General features: G+C 62.7%; 19 protein-coding genes and 1 pseudogene. 5 read left to right on the plus strand and 15 right to left on the minus strand.

Features of this window, described 5'->3' with window-relative positions; all coding sequences use genetic code 11:
* Positions 1 to 111: 111 nt before the first annotated feature.
* From BJI47_RS10585 to BJI47_RS10620, 8 genes are all read right to left on the minus strand, one after another.
* Positions 112 to 1,794, minus strand: a complete 1,683-nt coding sequence (locus BJI47_RS10585) for a PucR family transcriptional regulator ligand-binding domain-containing protein (protein WP_254900508.1) — start codon at positions 1,792 to 1,794, stop codon at positions 112 to 114.
* On the minus strand, positions 1,788 to 2,960 hold the full coding sequence (locus BJI47_RS10590; protein ID WP_088943689.1) for an XdhC family protein: 1,173 nt from the start codon (positions 2,958 to 2,960) through the stop codon (positions 1,788 to 1,790). The genes BJI47_RS10585 and BJI47_RS10590 overlap by 7 nt, the downstream gene beginning before the upstream one ends.
* Positions 2,961 to 3,109: 149 nt before the next feature.
* Entirely contained in the window at positions 3,110 to 4,504 is a 1,395-nt protein-coding gene (locus tag BJI47_RS10595; protein WP_254900509.1) for an amidase, read from the minus strand.
* A 47-nt stretch (positions 4,505 to 4,551) separates the two neighbouring features.
* Positions 4,552 to 6,270, minus strand: coding sequence for a PucR family transcriptional regulator (locus BJI47_RS10600; protein ID WP_088943690.1), 1,719 nt, complete (start codon positions 6,268 to 6,270; stop codon positions 4,552 to 4,554).
* A gap of 41 nt (positions 6,271 to 6,311) precedes the next feature.
* The gene (locus BJI47_RS10605; RefSeq protein ID WP_088943691.1) at positions 6,312 to 7,823 is read right to left on the minus strand and encodes an amidase; all 1,512 of its coding nucleotides are present in this window, start codon (positions 7,821 to 7,823) and stop codon (positions 6,312 to 6,314) included.
* A 102-nt stretch (positions 7,824 to 7,925) separates the two neighbouring features.
* Entirely contained in the window at positions 7,926 to 9,035 is a 1,110-nt protein-coding gene (locus tag BJI47_RS10610) for a ring-opening amidohydrolase (RefSeq protein ID WP_088943692.1), read from the minus strand.
* A 142-nt stretch (positions 9,036 to 9,177) separates the two neighbouring features.
* Positions 9,178 to 10,698, minus strand: a complete 1,521-nt coding sequence (locus tag BJI47_RS10615; RefSeq protein WP_088943769.1) for a carboxyl transferase domain-containing protein — start codon at positions 10,696 to 10,698, stop codon at positions 9,178 to 9,180.
* The gene (locus BJI47_RS10620) at positions 10,695 to 11,897 is read right to left on the minus strand and encodes a CaiB/BaiF CoA-transferase family protein (protein ID WP_088943693.1); all 1,203 of its coding nucleotides are present in this window, start codon (positions 11,895 to 11,897) and stop codon (positions 10,695 to 10,697) included. The genes BJI47_RS10615 and BJI47_RS10620 overlap by 4 nt, the downstream gene beginning before the upstream one ends.
* A 120-nt stretch (positions 11,898 to 12,017) precedes the next feature.
* Here BJI47_RS10620 and upp point away from each other — a divergent pair, with 120 nt between their 5' ends.
* A complete protein-coding gene (gene upp, locus BJI47_RS10625; RefSeq protein WP_088943694.1) occupies positions 12,018 to 12,641 on the plus strand; it encodes a uracil phosphoribosyltransferase in 624 nt (207 codons plus the stop codon).
* 77 nt (positions 12,642 to 12,718) lie between these two features.
* Here the strand turns inward: upp and BJI47_RS10630 are convergent, their stop codons facing one another.
* Together BJI47_RS10630 and BJI47_RS10635 are read right to left on the minus strand one after the other, a co-directional pair.
* Positions 12,719 to 13,945, minus strand: a complete 1,227-nt coding sequence (locus tag BJI47_RS10630; RefSeq protein WP_088943695.1) for a globin domain-containing protein — start codon at positions 13,943 to 13,945, stop codon at positions 12,719 to 12,721.
* Between the two features lie 2 nt (positions 13,946 to 13,947).
* Complete coding sequence (locus BJI47_RS10635; RefSeq protein WP_088943696.1) at positions 13,948 to 14,421, minus strand: Rrf2 family transcriptional regulator; 474 nt, start codon at positions 14,419 to 14,421, stop codon at positions 13,948 to 13,950.
* A 156-nt stretch (positions 14,422 to 14,577) separates the two neighbouring features.
* Between BJI47_RS10635 and gdhA the strand changes: the two genes are divergently transcribed.
* Positions 14,578 to 15,921 (plus strand): NADP-specific glutamate dehydrogenase, encoded by a 1,344-nt coding sequence (gdhA, locus tag BJI47_RS10640; protein WP_088943697.1) that lies wholly within the window; start codon positions 14,578 to 14,580, stop codon positions 15,919 to 15,921.
* 61 nt (positions 15,922 to 15,982) lie between these two features.
* Here the strand turns inward: gdhA and BJI47_RS10645 are convergent, their stop codons facing one another.
* Together BJI47_RS10645 and BJI47_RS10650 are read right to left on the minus strand one after the other, a co-directional pair.
* A complete protein-coding gene (locus tag BJI47_RS10645) occupies positions 15,983 to 17,608 on the minus strand; it encodes a long-chain fatty acid--CoA ligase (RefSeq protein WP_088943770.1) in 1,626 nt (541 codons plus the stop codon).
* Positions 17,609 to 17,749: 141 nt separating this feature from the next.
* Complete coding sequence (locus BJI47_RS10650; RefSeq protein ID WP_088943698.1) at positions 17,750 to 18,025, minus strand: hypothetical protein; 276 nt, start codon at positions 18,023 to 18,025, stop codon at positions 17,750 to 17,752.
* Positions 18,026 to 18,206: 181 nt separating this feature from the next.
* On the opposite strand from BJI47_RS10650, the gene BJI47_RS10655 reads away from it, so the two are divergent.
* The 3 genes from BJI47_RS10655 to BJI47_RS10665 all read left to right on the plus strand — a co-directional run bounded on the left by BJI47_RS10655 (position 18,207) and on the right by BJI47_RS10665 (position 21,661).
* Positions 18,207 to 18,842, plus strand: coding sequence for a vancomycin high temperature exclusion protein (locus tag BJI47_RS10655; RefSeq protein ID WP_088943699.1), 636 nt, complete (start codon positions 18,207 to 18,209; stop codon positions 18,840 to 18,842).
* Positions 18,843 to 19,127: 285 nt separating this feature from the next.
* A complete protein-coding gene (locus tag BJI47_RS10660; RefSeq protein ID WP_217808526.1) occupies positions 19,128 to 19,952 on the plus strand; it encodes a class I SAM-dependent methyltransferase in 825 nt (274 codons plus the stop codon).
* A 113-nt stretch (positions 19,953 to 20,065) separates the two neighbouring features.
* Positions 20,066 to 21,661, plus strand: coding sequence for an ABC-F family ATP-binding cassette domain-containing protein (locus tag BJI47_RS10665; protein WP_254900510.1), 1,596 nt, complete (start codon positions 20,066 to 20,068; stop codon positions 21,659 to 21,661).
* 75 nt (positions 21,662 to 21,736) lie between these two features.
* Here the strand turns inward: BJI47_RS10665 and BJI47_RS10670 are convergent, their stop codons facing one another.
* The 3 genes and pseudogenes from BJI47_RS10670 to BJI47_RS10680 all read right to left on the minus strand — a co-directional run bounded on the left by BJI47_RS10670 (position 21,737) and on the right by BJI47_RS10680 (position 24,322).
* Complete coding sequence (locus tag BJI47_RS10670) at positions 21,737 to 22,537, minus strand: acyl-CoA thioesterase II (protein WP_088943701.1); 801 nt, start codon at positions 22,535 to 22,537, stop codon at positions 21,737 to 21,739.
* 88 nt (positions 22,538 to 22,625) lie between these two features.
* Positions 22,626 to 23,887: pseudogene (locus tag BJI47_RS10675) on the minus strand (RNA polymerase sigma factor).
* Positions 23,888 to 23,890: 3 nt separating this feature from the next.
* The gene (locus tag BJI47_RS10680; protein WP_088943702.1) at positions 23,891 to 24,322 is read right to left on the minus strand and encodes a YciI family protein; all 432 of its coding nucleotides are present in this window, start codon (positions 24,320 to 24,322) and stop codon (positions 23,891 to 23,893) included.
* Positions 24,323 to 24,341 lie beyond the last annotated feature (19 nt).

Below are 24,341 nucleotides of genomic sequence, written 5' to 3' on the forward strand. Positions count from 1 at the left end.
GCAGTTTCACGAATTGAAGTGCATTTCTATATCGCTATAGAAAGAGAACGGTATTGCGGTCTTTTCGAACGACCATGAGCGTAATCTGCCAATATTTCGATTGGATGACCGTCACATGTAGTGATCGATACCGCGCATTGCCATGATCTTGAGAGCCAGAGACAGGTCCAAACGTAAATCGGGGCGTTCGGTGAAAGGGCCGAGTATTTTCTCCAGCTTGACGACGCGATATCGCAGAGTGTTGTAGTGAAAATGTAGATTTCGGGCAGTTTCAGCGATATTGATATTCGTCGCGAGCAACATTTCGAGTGTCTTTCGCATATCTCGTGCTTCTGCTGTCTGCTCGGTCAGTTCGTGCAGAGTTTCTTTGGTGAACGAGGTGAGTTCATCGTCGTTCTCGACCAAGCTGAGTAGACGAAATACGCCCAGATCATCGAATGTGGTGACCGCCCAGGTCCCGTATATCTGGCGGCCTACTTTCAGTGCGGTTCGGGCTTGACCGTAAATCCCCGGAATGTCCTCCACCGAAGTACAGGAGCGTGAGATACCGACGGCGAAGGGCTGTCGACCGCCTCCGCCGTCGCCGCGCACACTGTCGATGATGTCGCGGATCGCGTTCACCGTGTTCGGCCCGGCCCCCATCATGATGACGGTTTCGGTACCCAGCGCTGCAATGGCAGCGTGCGGGTCCCGCTGCGCCAGCGCACCCGAGAACGCCATCATCTGCCGGTCGACGAGCGGCATGCGGTCGGGTGTTTGCCGCGTGGCATCGACTCCAGGGATGGGTTCGATGACGACCACGACGACTGGTCTGCCGATGTTCCAGCCGAAGCGTTGCGCGTGTGCCACCGCGTGTGCATGTTCCCCGCCCCTGCCCAGCAGGAGGTCACGTAGGAAATTGGCGCGGTGCTTTTCTTCTATCTTCGACAGCGCGAGGTCACGGGTCACGGCGAGTGCGAACACCGCGGCCGCCGCGTCGACCACGTGTAGATCTTGCGTCGAGAGCGTCCGATGTCGGCTGAAGGCGGCGACCCGTCCGTGGTCGATGCCGTTCGCCGCGATCGCACACACCGCGATCGAGCCCTCGTCCGTCGCGCGCAACCCCAGGCCTCCGTCGGTCGAATCGGTCTTCAACCTTCCGGTGGCGTCAAGCGCCGAGCTGCGGCAGAGCGCCCGAACTTCTTCGTCAGCGCCGGCCGTCGCCAACCTTCTTCCGTCCGAGGTCGTCATCAACACCGCAGCATCGAGTTCCGCGGCCGCCGCCGAGGCCAACTCGGCCACGCCGCCTCCGGCAACCATCTTCGCCACCAGCAGCCGTCGCAGCCGCTCCGACCGGTACATCGTCCGTACCTGCTGCTGCGCCCGATCGCGCACGCCTCGCGCCAGTACGTGATCGAGTGCGAACGATTCCGACACGGTGATCAACGGAAAGTGAAGTTCATCGGCGACGGCGCGGGTGCCGTCGCCGATCGCGGTGATGTCTTCGTCGAAGTGGATGACGATGCCGGCGACCCCGGCAGAATGTGCGGCCGACACGAACGAGGAGAGCGGCTCGGTGCACTGAGCGAGCGCGAATCCTGTTGTGAGAACCAGGTCCTGCGCACCGATCCAGAACCGGATGCTTTCGAGGTTCTCGATGAGGGTGAGGCGATCGACGATCCGGCCGAGGCCCTCGCGCCCGGCGATGACCACACCTTCGGACAGAAAGTCCGTGTCGAGAATGCTCTCCACCGTCGTACTCTCAGCTCCGCCGTCGGTCACCCGGGCAGCGATAGCGGTAGAGCGGGTCAGCAACGTGCGCTCGATCCGAGGTCTGCACGCTCGTCCACCGATGCCGAAAGTGAGTTGCGTTCGCGATGAATCGGTCCGTGAAGCGTACGCAGTTCGAGGCCGGTGGCGTTGCGAGAGGTCTTGAGGACCTCCGCCATGATCGACACTGCGGTTTCGGCGGGGTTGCGGGCACCGAGATCGAGCCCGATGGGCGAGTGCAGCCGATTCAACTCGGCCTCGGTCACTCCCCGGCCACGAAGAAGGTCGACGCGGCGGTCGTGTGTGGCACGGCTTCCGAGTGCGCCGATGTACACCGCGGTGGTTCGCAGCGCATGTTCGAGCAGCGGGATGTCGAACTTTTCGTCGTGGGTCAACACGGTGATCACGGTGCGCTCGTCCACGGGAGCGGTTTCGAGGAACGTGTGCGGCCACGCGACCACGACTTCGTCGGCGTCCGGGAACCTCGCGCGCGTCGCGAACACTGCGCGGGCGTCGATGACCGTGACGTAGAAGCCGGCGAACTTCCCGAGCCTGCACATCGCTGCGGCGAAGTCGATCGCTCCGAAGATGTACATCCGTGGGGGCGGTCCGAACAGCTCGACCATCACCTCGAGCGGGCGATCCTGTTCGCTCTCGCCATGGGTGAGGACTGCGAGCCCGGACTCGCCTGCCTGCACGAGGTCACGGACCTTGCTCCTGAACGACTCGTCACCGTCGAGAACCTCGGCGAGGCCAGGTCCGGCACATTCGCCCCAGGTGCGGTCCTCGCTGACCACGGCATGCCGAGTCGGCTCACCGACATGAAGGTCGGTGAGCACCGCCACGGACGTACCCTCGGCGATCAGCCGCGACACCTCGGCGAACTCGGCACACGCGTGTCCGCTGATCAGCCGAAGGAAGACTTCGATGGTCCCGCCACAGGTCAGGCCGACGCCGATCGCATCGTCGTCGGCGACGTAGTAGGTCTCGGTTCGGGCAAGCCCATCGGCCAGCACTTCCTGGGCGAGTTCGTACAACGCACCTTCGATGCAGCCGCCGGACACACTGCCGACGACGTCGCCGGACTTCGAGACGGCCATCGCAGCGCCCGCTGGTCTGGGGGAGGACTGCCAGGTGCGCACAACCGTCGCGAGAGCGAACGGCTCGTGGCGTTCGAGCCAAGGGGCCAGATCGTCGAGGAGATCCCGCATGTTGTTGCTCTCCTTCCGGGAGTGAAGTGATGGTGATCACGTTATCTTCCGGGCGTCCGGTTACCAGCGACAGAGTTCGCCCAAATAGTGTGGAAGTGATTGTCGGAACTCGCCATCGCGGCAGGATCCGCCCGGTGCCGAGGGTGCTGTTAGTGCGGAGGCTTACGCATGCACAGCGCGGCCACAGCGAGAGCGTTGTGCTCCTGCCATGGCCGGGCCACGATCTGCACTCCGATGGGAAGCCCGGATGCAGAGGTCGCAACCGGTACGACCACCGACGGCACGCCCAGAATGCTGATCGCGCGGCTGCTGGCCAGTGCTTCGGACCACGACAGCACAGTGCCATCGACGTCGAACCGCGTCTCACCGATAGGCGGCGCCAGGATCGAGGCGACGGGAAGAATCAGTACATCGCCCATCGTGGACAGAAGTTCGTGCCGCAGGACGCTGCGCTCTGCCCACAGCGCCTCGGCATCGGTGCGAGGGGTGGGCCGGACAGCTGCAAGAACTTCTCGAATGTTCTCGCCGAATCCAGTGGCAGGCCCGTACTGCAGGATGTCGGTTTGGGTTTCGGCGGCGCGCATTCGTGTGAACAGATCGTTCGCCTGCCGCAGTGCAGCGCCCGAGTAGGGCTGCATCGAGTTCACCGACGGTGCCAACCGCTCCGCCGATTCCGTCACCGCGGCGACGATCTCCGCCGATACCGGGACGGTGCCTTCGCCTGCGGCCCAACGGACGTCGAGCTCGTCGAGACGCACGCCTGCCGGGTCCGCCCATCGATATTCGGGCGAGGACAGCACGCGCAGCATCGACGTCAGATCGTCGAGATTCCTCGCCATCGGCCCGATCGTTTGCACGCTGCCGTGCATGGTGGCGGCGTTCGTCAGCACTCGCTCATCGAACATGACACCGGGATACTGGCCGTCGGGGGAAATGCGGCCACCCGTCGGCCGTACCGAACACAAGCCCGTGCAATGCGCGGGCCATCGAACCGAGCCGCCGAAATCAGTGCCGAGTCCGACAACACTCATTCCCGAGGCGATCGCGGACGCTTCACCACCACTGGACCCGCCGGGGGAGCGGTCGATTCCGTCCGGCGACAACGGATTCAAGGTGTATCCGAAGAGGTCGTTGTGGGTGAGTCCGCTGGCACCGAACTCCGGAGTGTTGGTCTTCCCGATCAATATCGCGCCTTCGGCTCGCATCCGGGCGACTGCCGGTGCGTCGACGCGAGGTACGTTGTCCGCCAATGCCGTCGAGCCTGCGGTTGTTCTGACTCCGGCCGTGGCGATCAAATCCTTGACGGTGAACGGGACTCCGGCGAGAGCTCCGACGGATTCACCGCGTGCCAGGCGCGCATCGATCTCGTCTGCAGCCTGCCTCGCGGACTCGGCGGCTACCGTGACGATCGCGTTGAGCCGCGGGTTCGCTCGATCGATGTGAGCGAGGTGCTGCTCGATCACCTCGCGGGCGGGCATCGAGCGAGAAGACACGGCCTCGGCGACCGAGCGGGCATCGGCACCGATCGAATTACCTTGTAACACAGGACAAACTCCTCAGCTGCTCGGTCGACTCGACATGGATCACCGCGTCACAAGCCCTTCATCTCCACAACCCGAAGCGCCAAGGCGACATCCAAACGCAGGATCGGGTCCGTCGTGAAATGACCGAGGATGCTTTCCAGTTTTCCGATTCGGTAGCGCAGCGTGTTGTAGTGGAAATGCAGGACCCGCGCTGTTTCGGCGACGTTGCAGTTCGTATCCAGCAACGCCTGCAGGGTCTGACGCAGATCGACTGCGTCGGCATCCTCTCCCGCCAGCGAACCGAGCACCTCCGTCGCGAAGGCCTGCAGCTCGTTGCCGTCATCGACCAGGGACAGCAGCCGGTGCACCCCGAGGCTGTCGAAATGTGCCACCGAACCCGCACCGTTCATGCGGCGGCCGACCATGACAGCTTTGCGCGCTTGATCGTAGGCCCGCGGAATGTCGGCCACGGAGGCGATGACGCGACTGACTCCGGTTCCGAACGAATTTCTGCCGCCACCACTGTCGCCCGCGACGGAGGCGATCAGGTCCTCGACGACTGTGCGTGCATCCCCTTGCTCTGCCGGCATCAGCGTCACCACTTCGTGGCTGAATCCGACGACCGGAGCGAACCGGTCGCGGCGGCGCACGACCTGTTGCCATGCAGCGGTGAGTCGCTCATGTGGCATCCGCCCGACGACGGGTGGTTGAACCGATTGTCCCGCATTTGCTTCGGCTACCTGGTCGAGCTGCGCCACGATGACGACCATGCTTCGGTTCACGTCCCAATCGAGCTGGGAGCAGTACTCGATGATCTGATCGGTGGGCTCGGCTGCACCGTTGAGGACATCGCGCAGGAAGTCACCACGGAATTTCGATTCCACCGCAGACACCGCGAGCTTCTTCGTCACTGCCAAAGCAACGACGGTCGCAGCACGCTCGAGCGCCTGTATCGTCACCGGTCCGAGACCACCTGCCCGTGCAACCGCAACGATGAGGCCGTGGTCGGTGCCGCCGGCATTGATCGGTGCCACCGCGATCTGACCGGCCGCCATTCCGGGTGCCGGTTGAAGACCCTGGTGGAGACGTTCGGTATGTAAGCGGCCGGAGGGATCGAACAACGGCAAGGCGTCGAGGGCTTCGAGATCTGCGCTCGCTCCCGCTGTCGCCTGCACTCTTCCGTCGGGGGAGCAGATGACGACAGCAGCCTCGAACAGCGTCGCCACTTCGTCGGCGATCTGGGGAAGATCACCACCTTCGAGGACGATCGTGGTCAATGCGCGGTGCATGCGGTCGGCGACGTCGAGTGCCCATGCCTGGCTGTCGACCAGGTGGGTGTAAACCTCGGACATCACCTCGTCGAAGCCGATGTCCCGGGGGATGAGGAACAGCGGAAAATCGAGTCGATCGGCCGCGTCGATCATCGCTGCGGGGACGTCGCCGAAGTATCTGCCCTCCTTGACACCGAGCGCCGCGGCGCCACGTTCGGCGAGACCTTCGACGAGTTCGACCAGCGAATGAGCGTCGAACGGGCGACCGGAGTCCGCGTGTCGGAGGGGGAAGCCGGTGGTGACCAACAGTTCGTTCGGCTTGACCCACGGCAGGATGTCCGGCACCTCGATGACGTTGACCCGTCGAACGACCTTCTCGAGACCGCCCTTGCCCGCGATCAACTGCGAGCCGGTCAGGCTGGGAAGCGCAAGAAGTTCTTCCACCGTCAACGCGTAGCTTGCCGGAGTCGACAAAGCCCGTGTCCGCGGAGTGAGATCGCCGACAGTTTCATTCATTGTTCGACTTTACCTGTCCGCCGTTAGGCCAGCAGTGGGGGTCAGTTCGTCCGAAGCGCGGGAGGAAGGACGCTCCGGACCCACTGAGTTGCCTGTTCGTAGGCGTAGGCAAGCTGCAAGACCGCCCGGTCAGCGCCATGGCGTCCGATGATCTGGACTCCCATCGGAAGGTTACGCGGATCGAACCCGACCGGCATCGCGGCAACGGGAACGCCGGTCATCGTCCACGGAACGACGGTCTCCATCCACCGATGGTAGGTATCCATCGGGCGTCCGGCGATGCTCTCCGGCCAATGCGTGTCCTTGTCGAACGGAAATACCTGTGCGCTCGGCGCGAGAATGAAGTCGTACGTTTCGAACATTTTCGTCAACGCCGTCTGCCAGCTGTTGCGAGCTTCCGCTGCCTTCGTGACATCGAGCGCAGAGAGTGTGACGGCGTTCTTCATTTCCCACAGCATCTCGGGCTTCATCAGGGCACGGGTCCGTGGGTCGTCGTACAGATCGACCATTCCGAGCTGCGCCCACCACCGCCACTTCAGAAACAACTGCCAGATGTCCTCCGGCTTGTAGTCAGGCAGAGCGCTCTCCACTGTGCAGCCGATCTGCCGGAACGTCTCGAACGAGGATTCGCAGATGTCGAGGACACCGGGCTCGGTCGCCAGGTAGCCGTCCCAGTCGCCGACCCATGCGATGCGCGCCCCACGGAAGTTGCGTTCGAGACTACGGGTGAAGATCTCGGGATCCTCGTCGATTCCCAACGGAGCGTTGGCATCCGGTCCTGCCATCGTGGAAAGAAGGTGTGCGACATCGGCGACGGATCGTCCCATCGGGCCGGAAACTGCACCCTGAGCGATGAAGCCGGACTCTGGAATTCGTCCCCAGGACGGACGGAAGCCGACGACATTGTTGAAGGCGGCGGGATTCCGCAAGGAACCCATGTAGTCGGTGCCATCGGCCACGGGCAGCATACGAAGCGCCAACGATGCGGCCGCTCCACCACTACTGCCACCGGCAGTACGTGAGGTGTCGTACGGCGACACGGTCGTACCCCACACCGGGTTGTACGTTTGCGAGCCGAATCCGAACTCCGGTGTATTGGTCTTGCCGACGATGATTGCCCCCGCCGACTTGATCCGCTTGACGAACAGGTCGTCGGTCTCGGCAACGCGGTCCGCGAAAATGGGTGACCCGGAGGTGAACGGCAAACCCTCGACCGCCGAAAGATCCTTGACCGCATGCGGAAACCCGTGCATCCACCCGAGGTAGTGCCCATCCGCCAGTTGACGGTCACGCACCTTCGCCTCGTCGAGCAGCTCCTCGCGGTCCCGCAACGCGATGATCGCGTTGACAGTTCCGTTGTGCAGTTCGATGTGGTCGAGGTAGGTGGTCATGGTTTCGACACACGACACCTCGCGGCGCTTGATCATGCCACTGAGCTCGAGCGCATCGCGCATGACGAGGTCGCTCGGGGCGTCACTCGGTCCCGCGGCCGTAGGGTCGGCGTACGCGAGGGTGGCATCGCCCTCGTCGACGGGTTCGATGGCGTGTGCCATGCGTGTTCCTTTCAACTGGACGAAGACTGTGGTGCGGGGGGCGATGCCGCGCCGAAGCCTGGATGTGCGGCTTCGGCGCGGCGCCGATCGAACTGGGTGTTGCTACTCGCCGAGGTCGACGATGGCGGCAACGGGGCCGCCGCCCTCTGGACCCTGGTGTGCGGCCGACACGGAGACGAACACGGCCGGGTCACCTGTCACGGACGCAGCGACGCCGCCCACGCAGGCCTTGATCTGACGGTGCCAATGCACGTCCGAGTCGTCGAGCATCGCGTTGCGGCGGCCACGGACCGTTCCGTCCTGGCTCGCTTCGCATTTGAGGAAGACGTTGACCAACTTGCCGTCCAAGTCGCCGGTGCGGGGACGCTCGGGGAGTTCGAGACCGGCGTCGCGGATCGCATCCCAGATGCCGTCCTGATCGAGTGCATCTTTCATGACGCTGTGACCGATGCGGTAGCGGCCGCCGACGCCGCGCGCGTTGCCGACTACGACGATCTGAGCGCGGTCCAACTCGACGCCCGAAGAGCAGGAAGCCACCGCGGAGTACAGCTCCCGGCTGTGCATGACGTCCTCGTCGGTGGGCATATCGATCTCGCCGAGGGCGACGGCGATCCCCAGTGCCGTGCCGCCGTTCGACAAATCCATCGACTCGTGGGTCTGTTCGGTCCAGACGGTCTTGCCGCGGCTCTTGGCGTCACGGATGGTGTGAATCGTCAGCAGAGGTGTCTTCGTCTGGACGTAGTGCACGTCGGCGGGATCGGTGATGCCGGCGTTGGCCATTGCATCCTTCACTGCTGCAGCGACCTTGGTGATCATCGCGGTGCGACCGATGTCCTCGGGCATCAACTGCTCACTCATGGCGACGCCGACCGTCAGGCGCGGCTCGTCGGTCTTGACGGCCTTCTCTGCCGGAACGGTCGCGAAGATGGTCGCGTGCGGGCTGATGACACCATCGGTTCCACCGGACCAGACGATCGGCACCTCGCCGACGTCATGTGCGCTGCGGGTTCCTTTGGCGGACAGTACCTCTCGGAAAGCGCGATCGGCGATGATGCGGGTGTAGTCGTTGACACCGCCGTTGCCCTCGGTCTTACCGATGACCGCGATGACACGGTCGGCGTCGAGCACTCCGTCGTCGATGAGCTTGGCCAGCTCGCTTGCATCGGACACGTTGTGCAGCGGGACCTTGCGAACCTCGATTGCTTCGGGCACTGAAATCTCCTCTATTGGGGAACTGTGGGTACTGCAGAGTCAGCCGGTGACCACACGGTGCGGCACCCTCACTCCTGTGACGCTACTTACAGGGTGGGGTAGCTGCACTGGCAAGAATTGCCCAAACCGGCAGAGTTTTTCGTTATTGGGGTACACCCAGGCGGCGGTAGCGGTCCAGGCGGGAGGCCACCAAGTCTTTAGGATCGGCGGCCAGTAATTGCGCAAGCTCGTGTTCGAGCACTTCGCCGAGCCGCGACAGGAACTCCGCGGGCTCATCGGCGGCGTCCGGTCGTTCGGCCACGATGCGGTCGACGACCCCGTTTCGTAGCAGGTCGAGGCTGCGCACGCCCTGCGCATCGGCCATCTCGGCGGCGCGATCGGTGGTGTGGAACCTGATGGCGGACGCTCCTTCCGGTGGCAGAGGGGAGAGCCAGGCGTGTTGCGCACAGAGCACTCGGTCGGCGGGAAGCAACGCGAGCGCGCCCCCACCTCCGCCTTGGCCGAGAAGCAGGCAGATCGTCGGTGCCGTCAGCGTGGTCAGTTCGACCAGACAGCGCGCGATTTCACCGGCAAGACCACCCTCCTCCGCCTCCCTGCTCAGGGCGGCACCCGCGGTGTCGATGACGGTGACCAACGGCAACCGAAGTTCTTCCGCCAGTCGCATCCCGCGACGCGCTTCCCGCAGGCCGGCGGGGCCGAGCGGTAAATCTGCGAAAGTGCGGTCCTGGCCTAACAGCACACAGGCCGAGGCACCGAATTTTGCCAATGCCAAGAACAATCCCGGTTCCCACTCGCCGGCACCGGTGCCCTGCAACGGCGTGACGGTGTTCGCTGCTGCCTTCACCAATCGCCGGACTCCGGGCCTGTCCGAACGCCGCGACCGACCGATCGACTCCCACGCTGGAACATCGTCCAAACTTTCGAGCGGCACATTCGGAACCGGCGGTGGCGGCTCATGGGGAGCGCACAGAACAGCGAGGGCGGCGATGGCGACGTCGCGCAATTCCGCCGGGGGCACCACTGCGTCGACGAGACCATGGGCGGCAAGGTTTTCCGCTGTTTGCACATTTGCCGGGAAGTCCTCGCCGTACAACGCCTTGTAGACGCGCGGTCCGAGGAAGCCGACCAGTGCGCCCGGTTCGGCGGCAGTTACATGCCCCAGCGAACCCCATGAGGCAAACGCCCCACCTGTCGTCGGATGGCGAAGATAGACGGCATAGGCCAGGCCCGCGGACTTGTGCGCTGCGACTGCAGCCGAAATCTTGACCATCTGCATGAAGGCGACTGCGCCCTCCTGCATCCGCGTACCACCGGAGGTAGGTACTGCCAGCAACGGCAATTTCTCCGCGGTGGCACGCTCGATCGCCTGCACCAATCGCTCCGCCGCCGCGACCCCGATCGAGCCGGCCAGAAACTTGAACTCGCACATGACTATTGCGACTCGACGGCCGTCGAGCAACGCCTCGCCGGTGAGGACGGCCTCGTCCAAACCGGTACTCGTTCGCGCCGCATCGAGTTCGTCGAGATAGCTCTGCTCCGGTGGTCCGTGCACCCCTATCGGGGCTAGAGGTTGGCTGTCCCATCGGACGAAGCTTTCGGCGTCGACGACCAGTTCGACGAGTTCGAGTGCCCCCAGCCTGGGAGGTGCACCCGCGCGAGTCATCGGGCAGCCTCGAGCCATGCGCGGATGGAGTCACCGTGTTGATCGAGGGTGGGCGGCGCGACGTGAGTTGTCCGCATACCGGCACCGTCGCAATCTTCGTCGAACCGTAGAGGTGGCCCGGGCAGGCTGATCTTTCCCAGGGCAGAGTGGTCGACGTCGATCAGCAGACCCTGGGAGCGGGTCTGATCCCACGTGTAGACCTCGGCGAGATCGCGGACCTTTCCTGCCGGGATGCCCAGGTCGTCCAACACACCGAGGAGCTTGTCGCTCGGCCATTCACCGAACTTTTCCTCGACCGCGGCGATGACCGCATCTCGGTCGGCGACACGTTGTGGATTGGTAGCCCACTCCGGGCGGTCGAGTCCGAACTCGGGTGCGAAGCGGCGCCACAATCCTTCACTGCCCACGGCAATCTGGACCGGACCCTCTGCCGAGTGGAACAGCCCGTACGGGCAGATCGACGGATGATGGCCACCCGTCGGGCGGGGCACCTCGCCGGCAACGGTGTAGCGCGTGCCCTGAAAAGCGTGGACTCCGACGATGGCGGCCAACAGGCTGGTGCGCACCACTCGACCGCGGCCCGTGGTGTTGCGCTCATGCAGTGCGGCGACCACGCCGTAGGCGCCGTTCATCCCCGCCAGGAGGTCTCCGATCGGGACGCCCACCCGTGTCGGTTCTTCGCGCGACGGCCCGGTCAACGACATCAGTCCGGCTTCGCCTTGCGCGATCTGGTCGTAGCCGGGGCGAGCGCCTTCGGGTCCGTCGTGACCGAATCCGGTGATCGACAGGACCACCAGACGCGGATTGAGCTCATGTAGCTTCTCCATGCTGAAGCCGAGGCGATCCAAGACCCCTGGACGGAAGTTCTCGACAAGCACGTCCGCACGCCCGATCAACTCGGTCAGCGTGTTGCGGCCGTCGTCGCCCTTGAGGTCGAGGGCAATGGACTCCTTGTTGCGGTTGCACGACAAGAAGTACGTCGAGTGCCGTTCGCCGTCCTCGTCCGGAACGAACGGCGGACCCCAGCTTCGAGTGTCGTCACCTCCGATGGGGGACTCGACCTTGATCACGCGCGCACCGAGATCGCCCAGCATCATCGCTGCATGCGGTCCGGCAAGCGCACGGGAAAGATCTACGACGAGACAATCGCTCAAGGGCCCGACGGTGGTTTCGGGTCCAACGGAATCAGGAGGTGTCATAGGTCACGAGTCAACGTGCACGCCGTGAGGAAGTCCCTGTCAAATGTTGCCGACGCTGACCGGGCGGCTCGGCACATTTTCGCCTGCAGACCAGAGGCAGGTACCCCTTAGTCTTCGGCCATGGACATGCATGTGGTCGACCATCCGCTCGCGGCAACACTTCTGACGACGATGCGTGACGCGCGCAGTGACAACGCGGCCTTTCGGTCGGCGCTGCGGAAACTGACCCACACGTTGGTGTACGAGGCAATGCGCGATGCGAAGGTGGAGCAGTTCGAGGTGATCACTCCGGTTGCGCCTACTGTCGGAGTGCGGCTCGCGCACCCGCCACTGCTGGTTCCGGTACTGCGCGCCGGACTCGGGATGGTCGAGCAGGCGAGCGCTCTGATCCCGCAGTCAGGGGTCGGATTCGTCGGAATGGCGCGAGACGAGCAGACCCTCGAGCCGGTGCCGTACCTCGAGTCTTTGCCGGCCGATCTGTCCGATACCCCGGTGTTCGTTCTCGATCCGATGGTGGCTACCGGTGGTTCGATGTTGCGCACGATCGAACTGTTGGTTGCGCGCGGAGCCACCGACGTAGCCGTCGTCTGCGTGGTGATCACTCCCGAAGGCGTTGCAGCATTGAAGAGTTCGACATTTCCGGTAAGGCTGGTGACGGCGAGCATCGACGAGGGGCTCGATGCGGATGCCATCGTCGTACCCGGACTCGGCGACGCGGGGGACCGTCAGTTCGGCCCGCGCTGAGATCCGGCGTGGGGGCAAAACTGAGCCGGTGAGGTCGGCTGTGGTGCCCGACCTCACCGGCGAGAAACTTCTACTGCTTACGCAGTGCGCTGAATTCCCATGCTGTCCGGACCGAAGACCTCGAAGTGAATGTTCTCGGTCGCAACGTTCTTGTCCATCAATGCGTTGCGAATTTCGAGCATGAAGGGCAGCGGCCCGCAGACGTACGCGTGCGCGTCGGGTGCGACGTCGATGTTGTTCAGCTGCGCGCGGCCCATGCTGATCGAATCGTCCGAAGGACGCGCACCGAGGTTCTCGTACCAGCGGTGCAGGGTCGCCGAAGGGATGCGATCGACGAGGTGACCCAATTCGGCGCGGTGAGCATGATCGCTCTGGGTGCGGTCGGCATGCAGCACCGAGATGGAGCGTGTGTCATTGCTTTCGGCCAAGTAGTTCAGCATGCCGATCATGGGAGTGCAGCCGATTCCCGCCGAGACCAGCAGCAGCGGTGCATCCTCGTCAGTGAGCATCAAGTCACCGAACGGTGTGGTCACATCGAGAATGTCACCCTCGAAGACGTTGTTGAACAGGTAGTTCGACACCTCACCGGCAGCTACTTCCGAGCCGTCTGCGGACACCTTCGAAGGGATGCGCTTGACGGTGATCCGCCAGTCAGCGTCCATGGGAGCCGAGGACAGGCTGTACTGGCGAATCTGGCGGGCCCCGTCCTCGAGGTGAACCGCGACGGAAAGGTACTGGCCCGGAATGAAACTCGGTAGCGGCTCGCCATCGAGGGAGGCGAGCACGAAGGAAACGGTATCTGCCGATTCGAAACGTCGATCGAGCACGCGGACCTGTCGCCACACATCACCGATCTCGACGCCGGCGCTCTTGTACAGGCCGGCCTCCATCGAGATCAGCATGTCGGCCATCATCCAATAGACCTCGGTCCATGCGGCCGCAACTTCTGGTGTGACAGCACTTCCTAGTTCGGTGGCGATCGCGCCGAACAAGTAGTCGTAAACCACCTGGTACTGCGCAGGTTCGATGCCCAGAGACGCGTGCTTGTGGGCGATGCGGGTAAGGATCATGTCCACCCGGTCCTGGTCCTCTTCCAGCTGCAGGGACGCGAAGGCGGCGATGGCACCGGCCAACGCTTTCTGCTGCTCGCCCTGCTTCTGGTTGCCGCGGTTGAAGAGATTGCGTTCCAAGTCTGGGTGATCGATGAACATGGTGCGGTAGAACGTCGTCGTGATGTCACCGATCGCAGCACCGACGACAGGGAGCGTGGCCCGGATGACCTCTTTGGACTCTGTGGAAAGCATGTCTATTCCCCGATCATTGTTTTCACTGTTGGCAACCTGCTGGGCATCGCAGGAAGTGTGAGCAGGACCCCGCGCGTCGGTTGGCTGGTGACATCTTCGATGAGGAGCTCGTCCAAAGAGGCAAAGAACGCCTCTCGTGCGCGCCGCAGTGCCGGCCGCAAAAGGCAGCTGGTTCGTAACGGACACGGGTTCGATCCATCACACTCGATAACCTCCGACTCGCCTTCCAGACGGCGTGCGAGCCAGCCGATCGACGCAGTTCTACCGAGCTCGGTGATCGCCAAACCACCACCGCGACCGCGGCGAGCATCGACAATTCCGAGCTCCGACAGACGAGCGATCACCTTGGCAGCATGGGTGTACGAGATTGCCAATTGCTCGGCAATGTCCTTGCTGCCTGGGCGATCTCCAGGCTGTTCGACGGCCAGGCGCATGACGATTCTCAGGCCGAGATCGGTGAACCGGGTCAACTGCATGACACGACGATATTTCAATATGCATTTGAGATACCAATTATGTGAGCCACGAGACATCAACTGTCCGCCGGGACGCCGGAAGGTAACCGGGATCGCCACGAGATAGGTCTGGTTGTTACCGTCATGTTTCGTATTTCTCACCCAGGAGGCAAGTGCGTGTCCACGCGTGACCAGATCGAAACGATTTACGAGCAAGTCCTGACGCGCAACGCCGGCGAGCCCGAGTTTCATCAGGCGGCCGCCGAGGTGTTCGACTCGCTCAAGGTCGTCATCGATCGCCGCCCGGAATACGCCGAATCCGGACTCATCGAGCGTCTGTGCGAGCCGGAACGGCAGATCATCTTCAGGGTTCCCTGGGTCGACGACTCGGGATCGGTACATGTCAACCGCGGATTCCGGGTGCAGTACAACAGCGCGCTCGGACCCTACAAGGGCGGCCTGCGCTTTCATTCCACTGTCAACCTGGGGATCGTCAAGTTCCTGGGATTCGAGCAGATCTTCAAGAACGCCCTCACCGGTCTTCCTATCGGTGGCGGCAAGGGCGGATCGGACTTCGACCCCAAGGGTCGGTCCGAAGCCGAGGTGATGCGGTTCTGCCAGTCGTTCATGACCGAGCTGCATCGCCACATCGGCGAGTACACCGATGTGCCTGCCGGAGACATCGGTGTCGGCGGCCGCGAGATCGGTTACTTGTTCGGCCAGTACAAGCGTCTGACCAACTCGTACGAATCAGCGGTGCTCACCGGCAAGGGAACCTCCTGGGGCGGTTCCCAGGTTCGGCGTGAAGCCACCGGTTACGGCGTCGCATACTTCGTCGCCGACATGCTCGAAGCGCTCGGAACTTCCCTCGACGGCAAGACTGTGGTCGTGTCCGGTTCCGGGAACGTCGCGGTCTATGCGATCGAGAAGGTGCACCAGCTCGGCGGCAAAGTTGTCGCGTGTTCGGACTCCTCCGGATACATCGTCGATCCCAACGGCATCGACCTCGAACTTCTGAAGGACATCAAAGAGGTACGACGCGAGCGTATCGGCACCTATTGCGACACTGTCGCGGGAGCGACGTTCACCGAGGCAGGTTCGATCTGGGACGTGCCCTGCGACGTCGCCATGCCGTCGGCAACTCAGAACGAACTCGACGAGGACGCAGCCAATACTCTCGTCGCGAACGGTGTCAAGGTCGTGGCCGAAGGCGCCAACATGCCTACCACCCCCGCAGCAGCTCAGGTGTTCCGCGACGCAGCTGTTGCCTTCGCGCCGGGCAAGGCCGCCAATGCGGGCGGTGTCGCTACCTCCGCTCTCGAAATGCAACAGAACGCATCCCGCGACTCATGGAGCTTCGAGTACACCGACGAGCGGCTCGCGGCGATCATGCGCGGCATCCATCACCGGACGATCGAAACCGCGGAGGAGTACGGCAAGCCCGGCGACTACGTCCACGGTGCGAATATCGCAGGCTTCATCAAGGTCGCCGACGCGATGATCGCGCTCGGAATCGTCTGATCCGTTTCAAGGGTCGTAGAGCGATCTGCCGTCGATGACGATAGATCGCTCTACGACTGATCTAGGACAGCTCTACGACGTCGAGCTTGCCGTCCGCGTGGGTGCTGCGCAGCCGCTTCTTGTCGTACTTTCCGACGCTCGTCTTGGGTACTTCCTCGATGAATGTCCAGCGTTCCGGAAGCTGCCAGTGGGCGACCCGGCCGGCAAGGAACTCCTGTAGTTCCTCGGCCGAAATCTTTTCGCCGTCGCGCACGACTACGGCAACCAGTGGACGCTCGTCCCACTTCTGATCAGGAACACCGATGACGGCGGCCTCGCGCACGGCAGGATGTTCCATCACCTGGTTCTCCAACTCGACCGAGGAGATCCATTCGCCACCGGACTTGATGATGTCCTTCGATCGGTCCGTCAGCCGCAGGAATCCACCCGAAGAAATGGTGCCGACGTCGCCGGTCCTGAGCCAGCCGTCGTCGAACTTGTCGGCGGCATCGCCGCGGTAGTAGCTGGCCGTGATCCATGGACCGCGGACCTCGAGTTCGCCGACCTGCTTGCCGTCCCACGGCAGTTCCTTCCCGGCATCGTCGACGAGTCGGGCACGGACGGCGGCCACGAATCGACCTTGCGTGCACCGAAGATCGAACTCGTCCTCGGGGGAAAGTCCGGCGTCGGGCCGGCCGGAGGTGCCGAGCGGAGAGGTCTCGGTCATGCCCCAGGCCTGGGTGATGTGAACGCCGTACTCGTCGTGGAACGCGCGCATCAGGCTCGGCGGGCAGGCGCTCCCACCGACCACCACGTCGCGCAGGCTCGACAGATCGGCGGGGTGCTCGGTCAGGTAGGAGTGCAGTGCCTGCCAGATCGTCGGAACGGCGGCGGCGGCAGTGGGGCGCAGAGTGGAAATCATCTCGGCCAGAGGTGCGGGCTGTAGATACTTGTCCGGCATGATCAGCGAGGCACCCACCATCAGTGCCGCGTAGGGGAGCCCCCAGGACATGGCGTGGAACATCGGGACGATCGCAAGTACCTTGTCGGACTGCGCAATCGCCATTGCGTCGGTCATGCATGCCTGCATCGAATGCAACCAAATCGAGCGATGCGAATACACGACCCCCTTGGGGTCTCCGGTGGTTCCCGAGGTGTAACACATTGCCGCAGCGGATCGTTCGTCGAGTTCGGGCCAGTCGAACTCTTCCGGGTGGCCGGACAGAAAGTCCTCGTAACCGTGCACTGTCATGCTCGCCGGCGCCTGCACGGCCGACGAGTCTGCGCCGACGACGATCAGATGGCGCACGGTCGACATCGTGGGAAGCAGCGGCGTGAGCAGTGGTAGCAGGCTCGCGTCGGCGATGATGACCTGATCTTCAGCGTGTTCGGCGATATAGGTGAGCTGCTCCGGGAAGAGCCTGATGTTGAGCGTGTGCAGCACTGCGCCCATGGCGGGCACCGCCATGTACGCCTCCATGTGCGCGGCGTTGTTCCACATGAATGTCGCTACGCGCTGGTCTCCGTCGATGCCGATGGAGCGCAGCGCATGTGCGAGTTGTGCTGCACGCCTGCCCAAATCACCAAAAGTGACCGTCGTCGGGCCGTCGTCGCCCCAGGTGGTCACCTCGGCGGCGGAGTGAATCGTGGTGCCGAATCGAACGAGTTGACCGATCGACAGCGGTGTGTCCTGCATGGTGCTCTTCACGAAACTTTTCACTCCTCGGATTCGAACGACGACACCGCGGCATGTGCCGTACATCACAGTATGCACAGTACCTACTTCGCCGGACGAACCACCTACGGGGCGAATTTCCGACGCAAGTTCGAGCACGGACTTGTCTCCGCGCTAGGACCGATCGAGGTAGAACTCTGCGATCTCGGTGGCGACGGCCGCCACCGCCGAAGCGAGATCGGGTTCCATATCGAGCGCGTTCGCCAGTTCGGCGCCTCGGAGATCGCGGGTTCGCAGGAGATCCCACGCCTGTTCGACGGCCCGTACCGATGTCGCAAAGTCGAGCTCCGGGCGGTTCGAGCGCAGTGCTGTTGCTGCCCAATCTGCGTCGAAGGTTCCGCGGGGTGGTCCGAATACCCGCTCTCCGGAGGTGTAGCTCTTCGGTTCCATGTACGCCGATGGTAGCTACATTCGCCGCACGCCGGATCTCTCGGCTTTCGGAAGGGAAGCGTCCCGATCCTGGCAAGGTAGGTTGGCTTCGGTATACGTGAGACATCACGTGCGCAGTGACGATCGGAGTCGGGTGAGCAGGGCGAACAACGAACGGCGATCGAAAACGTTTCGCCGCACGATGATTCGTGCGGTCATCGCGGCGATCGGAGTGGTCCTCGCTCTCGTCCTGGCATCGGCCGCCTGGGTCGCTGCAGTGTCGTTCGGCCGTGTTCACGACGTCGCGGACGCCCCGGATGCGCCGGTGGTCATCGTGCTCGGCTCGCAAGTCCGAGACGGCAAGCCGATGAAGTTTCTCACTGGACGCCTCGACGCCGCCATCGAGGTCTACGAGTCGGGTAGAGCACGGGCGATTCTGGTTTCCGGCGACGCACACGGTCGCTCGGGCAACGAGATCGCGGCGATGACGAAGTATCTCGTCGACGCCGGAGTCGATCGCGACAAGATCGTCGGAGATGACTACGGTCTCGATACCTTCGACACCTGCGCCCGTGCCTCGGACACGTTCGGCGTGAGCCGCGCACTGATTGTCAGCCAGGGTCTGCACGTGTCACGTGCCGTCACACTGTGCCGGGACGCAGGCATCGATACGCACGGGATCGATGCCGAGTGCGAATGCAACTGGCTGGCGGTCGTCCGGAACTATGCGCGCGAGTGGTTGGCCCGCCCCAAAGCGGTCCTCGACCTACTCTCCGGGCGCCCGCCCGCCGTCGTCACGCCCCCGGACGGCACGCTCACAGCGGCGTCCCGGGGCTGACGGATTCGAGTGCCACTTCAGTGATGTTCCAATTCGGACATGAAGAACTAGAACGTGTACTAGTTTGACGTCGAGGATTGCCGACTTCGAAAGGCGTACAAGTGGACTGGTACCGGATCAAGACCGCAGCAACGGGGATCGAGAGGCTCGCGACTCTCTCGGACGAGGACAAATAGTCGGCCATCGACGCATTTCAGTTCTTCGAGCGCATGCAAGCTGGTGAACCGACAGAAACAGCTGACGAGACCAAGGCCGTCGCGGACTACTACAAGGTCCTCAAACAACATGCTGTCTGTGTTCGACTTGGAGAAGCTCTACATCCCGCCGATGCTCGATGGAGAGCAAGGGCTCTACGGCAACCAGATCCTGCTCGAGAAGGCGCTCCTGAAGGAGTTTGCGCTGAAGGACGCCGCCCATTCCCATCTGCTCGAGATGGGGTGTGGTCGCGGTCGAATCGCGCACCACCTGGCCACGCTCACCGGAGGGCAGGTCTCGGGCTACAACATCGATCCCAATCAGCTCGAAAATGCCGACGAATGGGCGGCCCGGTGTGGCATGAGCGATCGGCTGCATTTCGAGTTCGGAGATCACAACAAGCCTCTCGACTACGAGTCCGAGTCCTTCGACGGCCGCTTCTCCGTCCAGGCAGTCTGGCCGTTCTTCAAGAAGGACGAGCTCGATGCCCACGCCCAGGAGATGTACCGGGTCCTCAAGCCCGGCGGCCGCTATGCCTGCTCGGAGTACCTGCTGACGCCCTACTTCGTCTGGGACAACGAAGAACACGTCGCGCTGCACAAGCTGTTCCTGCCCACGCTGGCAGCGACTCGGTCCATGTACCCGGCAGATGTGTGTGCGGCCCTCGAACGAGCAGGCTTCCGGATCGTGCTGTCGGCTCCGTCGAAGAGCGAGGCCTGGCCCCTGTGTGATGAGAAAGCCAACCTGATTCGCCGCGGACGTAAGGCAGTTCGCGTCCTGGAAAAAATGAAGGTCGCGTCGCCATGGGTCGAAGAGTCGCTCGAACTGCTGCAGACCGGAGGTGAGGCCTGGAACCAGGCCGAGCGCGCGAAGATCGCGGACCTCAACTGGCGGATCGTGGCAGAAAAGGTCTGACAGAACGGAGACCAGCGCCGACGTCGCAGCAGCTCACTGCGCTCCGCCCGGTACAGTGGGCGGGCTGGTTCAACACTGAACCGGACCCCGTATCCCCAGGAGTTGTTTTTTCGTTGAGCTGGATCCGCTTGAACGACGTTGCCAAGGGATACGACCAGAAAGTGATGCTGCGCGAGGTCTTCTTCCGCCTCGCAGACGGTGACCGCATCGGACTGATCGGTCGCAACGGAACCGGCAAGACTACCCTTCTGCAGCTGTTGCTCGGTCGTGAGACCCCGGACTCGGGCACTGTCGACGTCACCGAGGGCGCGCGGATCGGCTACTTTTCACAGTTCTCCGAACTCGACGGCGAGCGCAGCATCCAAGCCGAATTGGAATTGCTGTTCACCGAGGTTCACGCGATCGAACTCGAACTCGCCGAGGTCGAGGGCAAGCTCGGGGGAGACCTCGACGAGAAGGAGATGTACCGTCTCGTCGACCGTCAGGCCGAACTGCTGGACCTGATGGAGCACAAGGGCGGCTGGACGTACCACCAGGAAATCGACACCGTGCTCTCGATGCTCGGATTCAACGCCGAACGCCGCGAAATGCCGGTGGACAGGTTGTCCGGCGGTTGGCGAAACAGAGCAGCGTTGGCCAAGATTCTGATCGAAGCCCCGGATGTGTTGCTGCTCGACGAGCCGACCAACTTCCTCGATGTCGCAGGCATCGCCTGGCTCGAGCGGTGGTTGCGTGACTTCCGTGGCGCACTGCTCGTCGTCTCACACGACCGTGCATTCCTCGAGCAGGTCGTCACCGGCATCGTCGAGATCGAGAACCACCACCTGCAAACGTATGAAGGCAGCTACTCGGATTACGTTCAGCAAAAACAGTTTCGGCTCAAGAACCTCGAACGCGAGTTCAGCAACGAACAGCAATTGCTGGCCTACGAACAAGAGGCGATCAGCGACCGAAAAGAAGCTGTCAAAAACCCGAGCGGTGTGCTCAAGCGACGTCTCGCGAACATCAAGAAGAGTAAATCTCCGCGTCCAGTGGACACCGTAGTCTCCGCGATCTACGGCGGACTTCATGTGCACGACAACTTGGCCGAAGTTTCAGGAATCTCGAAAAGCTATGGCGACCAACAACTCTTCGACAATGTGTCGTTCACTGTTCACCGCGGAGACCGTATCGCCATCACCGGGCCGAACGGCTGTGGCAAGACTACGTTGGTCGATATCATCACCGGTTCGGAAAAGCCGGACAGCGGAAAGATCAAATGGAAGACCAAGGCGCCGTCGTTCATCTATTACAACCAGGTGCTCGCCGACCTCGATCTCGATGACACTGTCACCCATTCGGTCAACGCAATGCCCGACAGTCTGGCCTTGACGGCGACGAAGAAGGAAGTCAACCGCTTTCTGACATTGCTGCAGTTCTCCGAAATGGACCTCAAAACACGAATCGGCGTGCTGTCCGGTGGGCAGAAAGCGCGTGTGGCGTTGGCGCAGTGCCTGCTGTTCGGTGCCGGTGTGATCGTGCTCGACGAGCCGACCAACCACCTCGACCTGCAGAGCACCCAGGTACTCGAGCGGGCATTGATGGCGTTCCCGGGAGCGGTGATTCTCGTGAGCCACGACAGGTTTTTCGTCGAAAAGGTCGCGTTCCGGCAACTGTCCTTCGACGGCAAGGGCGGAGTAAAAGAAATCGCCGGCGTTCAAATGGCGTAGTAGGAACCCGTTTTGCACACTATCGCGCGGTATCGACGGGATCCCGTCGATACCGCGCGATAGTGTGCAAAACCGTCAGTCCTTGTAGTAGACGACCTGATGGCTGGTCGCGAGCAGGTGGCCGTCGGTACCCCAGAGTTCGGCCGACTGATCGAAATACCCCTGGTTGAACCGTCGCGAATGCGCCGTGCCGAGCAGACGACCTTCGGCCTGCGTTGCGAGATCTGCGGCCGTCGCGAAGTAATGGATGGTGAGTGTAATCGTCCCGGCCGGAACGAACTTCCCTCGACGCTGAAACACGCGCGGATAGAAGATGTCGCACATCGAGGTCAGCGACGCGAAATCGAGTGGGCGCGGGGGAGCGTCGCGTACCCACAATGTCGCCGTCGAGTCGACTGTTTCCTCCTCGCTGAGTCTGCCTGCAGCGAAATGCATTTCGTAGTTCTTCGCCCAGGCGATGAAGTCCGGGAAACCGCCGGCTTCGAGATCGGACGGTGCCGGTGCAGCCGGGAGAGATGCCTCGACGTCGTTCCAGGTTTCCCGACGTGTCCCGAACACGGCCGTTGCGGTGGTGGCGACCACGCCGTCCTGCGAAAGTTCCAGATACCAGTGCTGATTGCTGCGGTTGGTGCGCACGGCACGAGTGGAAATCTCGAATTCGCCGTCGGAAACGGGGCCGGCGAAGTTGATCGTGATCGAAATCGGTTCGCCGAGCCGATCGGGATGTTTTTCGACGGCACGAATCAGCGTTGCCGCGGTGAGACCGCCGAACGGTCCGACCATGTTTTTGTATGCAGTGGACGTGCGACCTCGAACTACGCCGTCGCGGACGGCTTCCAGTGTCAACGCGTCGTCGAAGGGGTGCGGGTCGGTCATAGGGCTCCCAGGAGTGTGTTCGGTACTATGCTGTGCGCCATAGTATCCGAGCTGAAGTTTCGATGTCGTGGCGCCGGTGCCCGCCCAATCACCGCTGGGTACTTCCAAGTCCGGCGGCCTTGGCGATCAGCACCTTCCGCTCACGCTCGTTGCCCGCCAACCTTGCGGCTTCGAGCAATTCGATGCGTGCTTCGTCGATTCGACCGACTTGGGCAAGAAGGTCTCCTCGCACACTCGGCAGCAGATGGTAGCCGGAGAGCGTCCCCGCACTGACGAGCTTGTCGACGTACTCCAGGCCAATGACCGGGCCGTAGGCCATCGAGACAGCTGCCGCAAGATTGAGATCGACGACCGGCGAGGGTGCCAGCTGCTGTAATGCCTCGTACAGCAACACGATTCGATTTAAGTCGGTATCGGCGAAAGTCGCTGCGACGGCGTGGCATTCCGCGATCCCTGCCTGCAGGCTGTACGGGCCGCGACCACGCCCGATAGCGTCGGCGCGTGCAAGCGACGTCAGGCCTCTGGTGATCTGCCCGCGATCCCACCTGGTGCGGTTCTGCTCGGACAACAGAGTCGGCACACCGTCGGGGTCGGTGCGGGCACCGAACCGTGACGCAGTTAATTCCATAAGCGCAACCAGGCCATGCACTTCGGGTTCTTACGGAACCAGTTCGGCGAGGATGCGTGCCAACCGCAGCGCTTCGTTGCTGAGATCGGTGCGCATCCACTCCTCACCCAGTCTGGCCGCGTAACCCTCGTTGAACACCAGATACACAACGCTGAGGACCCCGCCCAGCCTGCGGGCAAACTCCTCGCGCTCCGGCACCTCGAATGCAGCCTTCGCTGCGGTGAGCGTTTTCTTGGCCCGCACGATGCGCTGCTGAACGGTCGCTGTCGATATCAGAAGCGCCTTCGCGATCTCCTCGGTCGTCAGCCCACCGACTATTCGAAGTGTCAACGCTACTTGCGCATTTCGATTAAGAACCGGATGGCACGCAACGAAGATCAGCCGCAGGATGTCGTCGTCGATACGGTCGGGATCCCACGGTTCGTTTTCGACAATCGAGGCGCTGTTCTCCAACTCGTGGGCAAAGTGCGCATATCGCTCGTCGAGTCGATCTTTTCGGCGCCATCCGTCGATCGCCCGCCTTCTCGCTACCGACGTCAGCCATGCGGCAGGGTTGCGGGGAACGCCCGAAATCGGCCACTGCTCCACAGCTTCGAGCAGAGCCTGTCCGGCAAGATCCTCGGCAAGATCGAGATCGCCGACAGTTCGGGTCAGCGTCGCAAGAATTTTCGCCGACTCGATCCGCACACCGCCTCGACTTCGCGTCGAACATCTTCGCTCATGTGTCAGGAAGAAACAGGTCGATCGGTGCCGAGTTCTTCACGCCAACCTGCTTCCTTCTGGATGTATTCGTTGCTCTGATCGAACTCTTTCATCTCGGTGACGCGACGGACCTCGAGCTTCACGCCGGGGCCGAGCGGGCAGCGCTCGGCCCATTCGACTGCCTCCTCCTTCGAAGAGGTCTGGATGATCCAGAATCCCGAGAACAACTCTTTGGTCTCTCCGTACGGCCCGTCGGAGATGATCGGAGTCTCGGCGTCGAAGTCGACGATGAAGCCCTCTTCCGGCCCCGCTAACCCTTCACCGGCAAGGAGGACGCCTGCCTTCAGGAGCGACTCGTTGTACGCACCCATGGCGTTGATGATCTCGGCGAAGTCCATGTCCTTGGAGGCTTCGATGGCTTCGTCGGTGGTGCGCATGATCAGCATGTATTTCATTTCGGTTCTCCTCCGCTGC

Source organism: Rhodococcus sp. 1168, assembly GCF_002091955.1.
GTDB lineage: Bacteria > Actinomycetota > Actinomycetes > Mycobacteriales > Mycobacteriaceae > Rhodococcoides.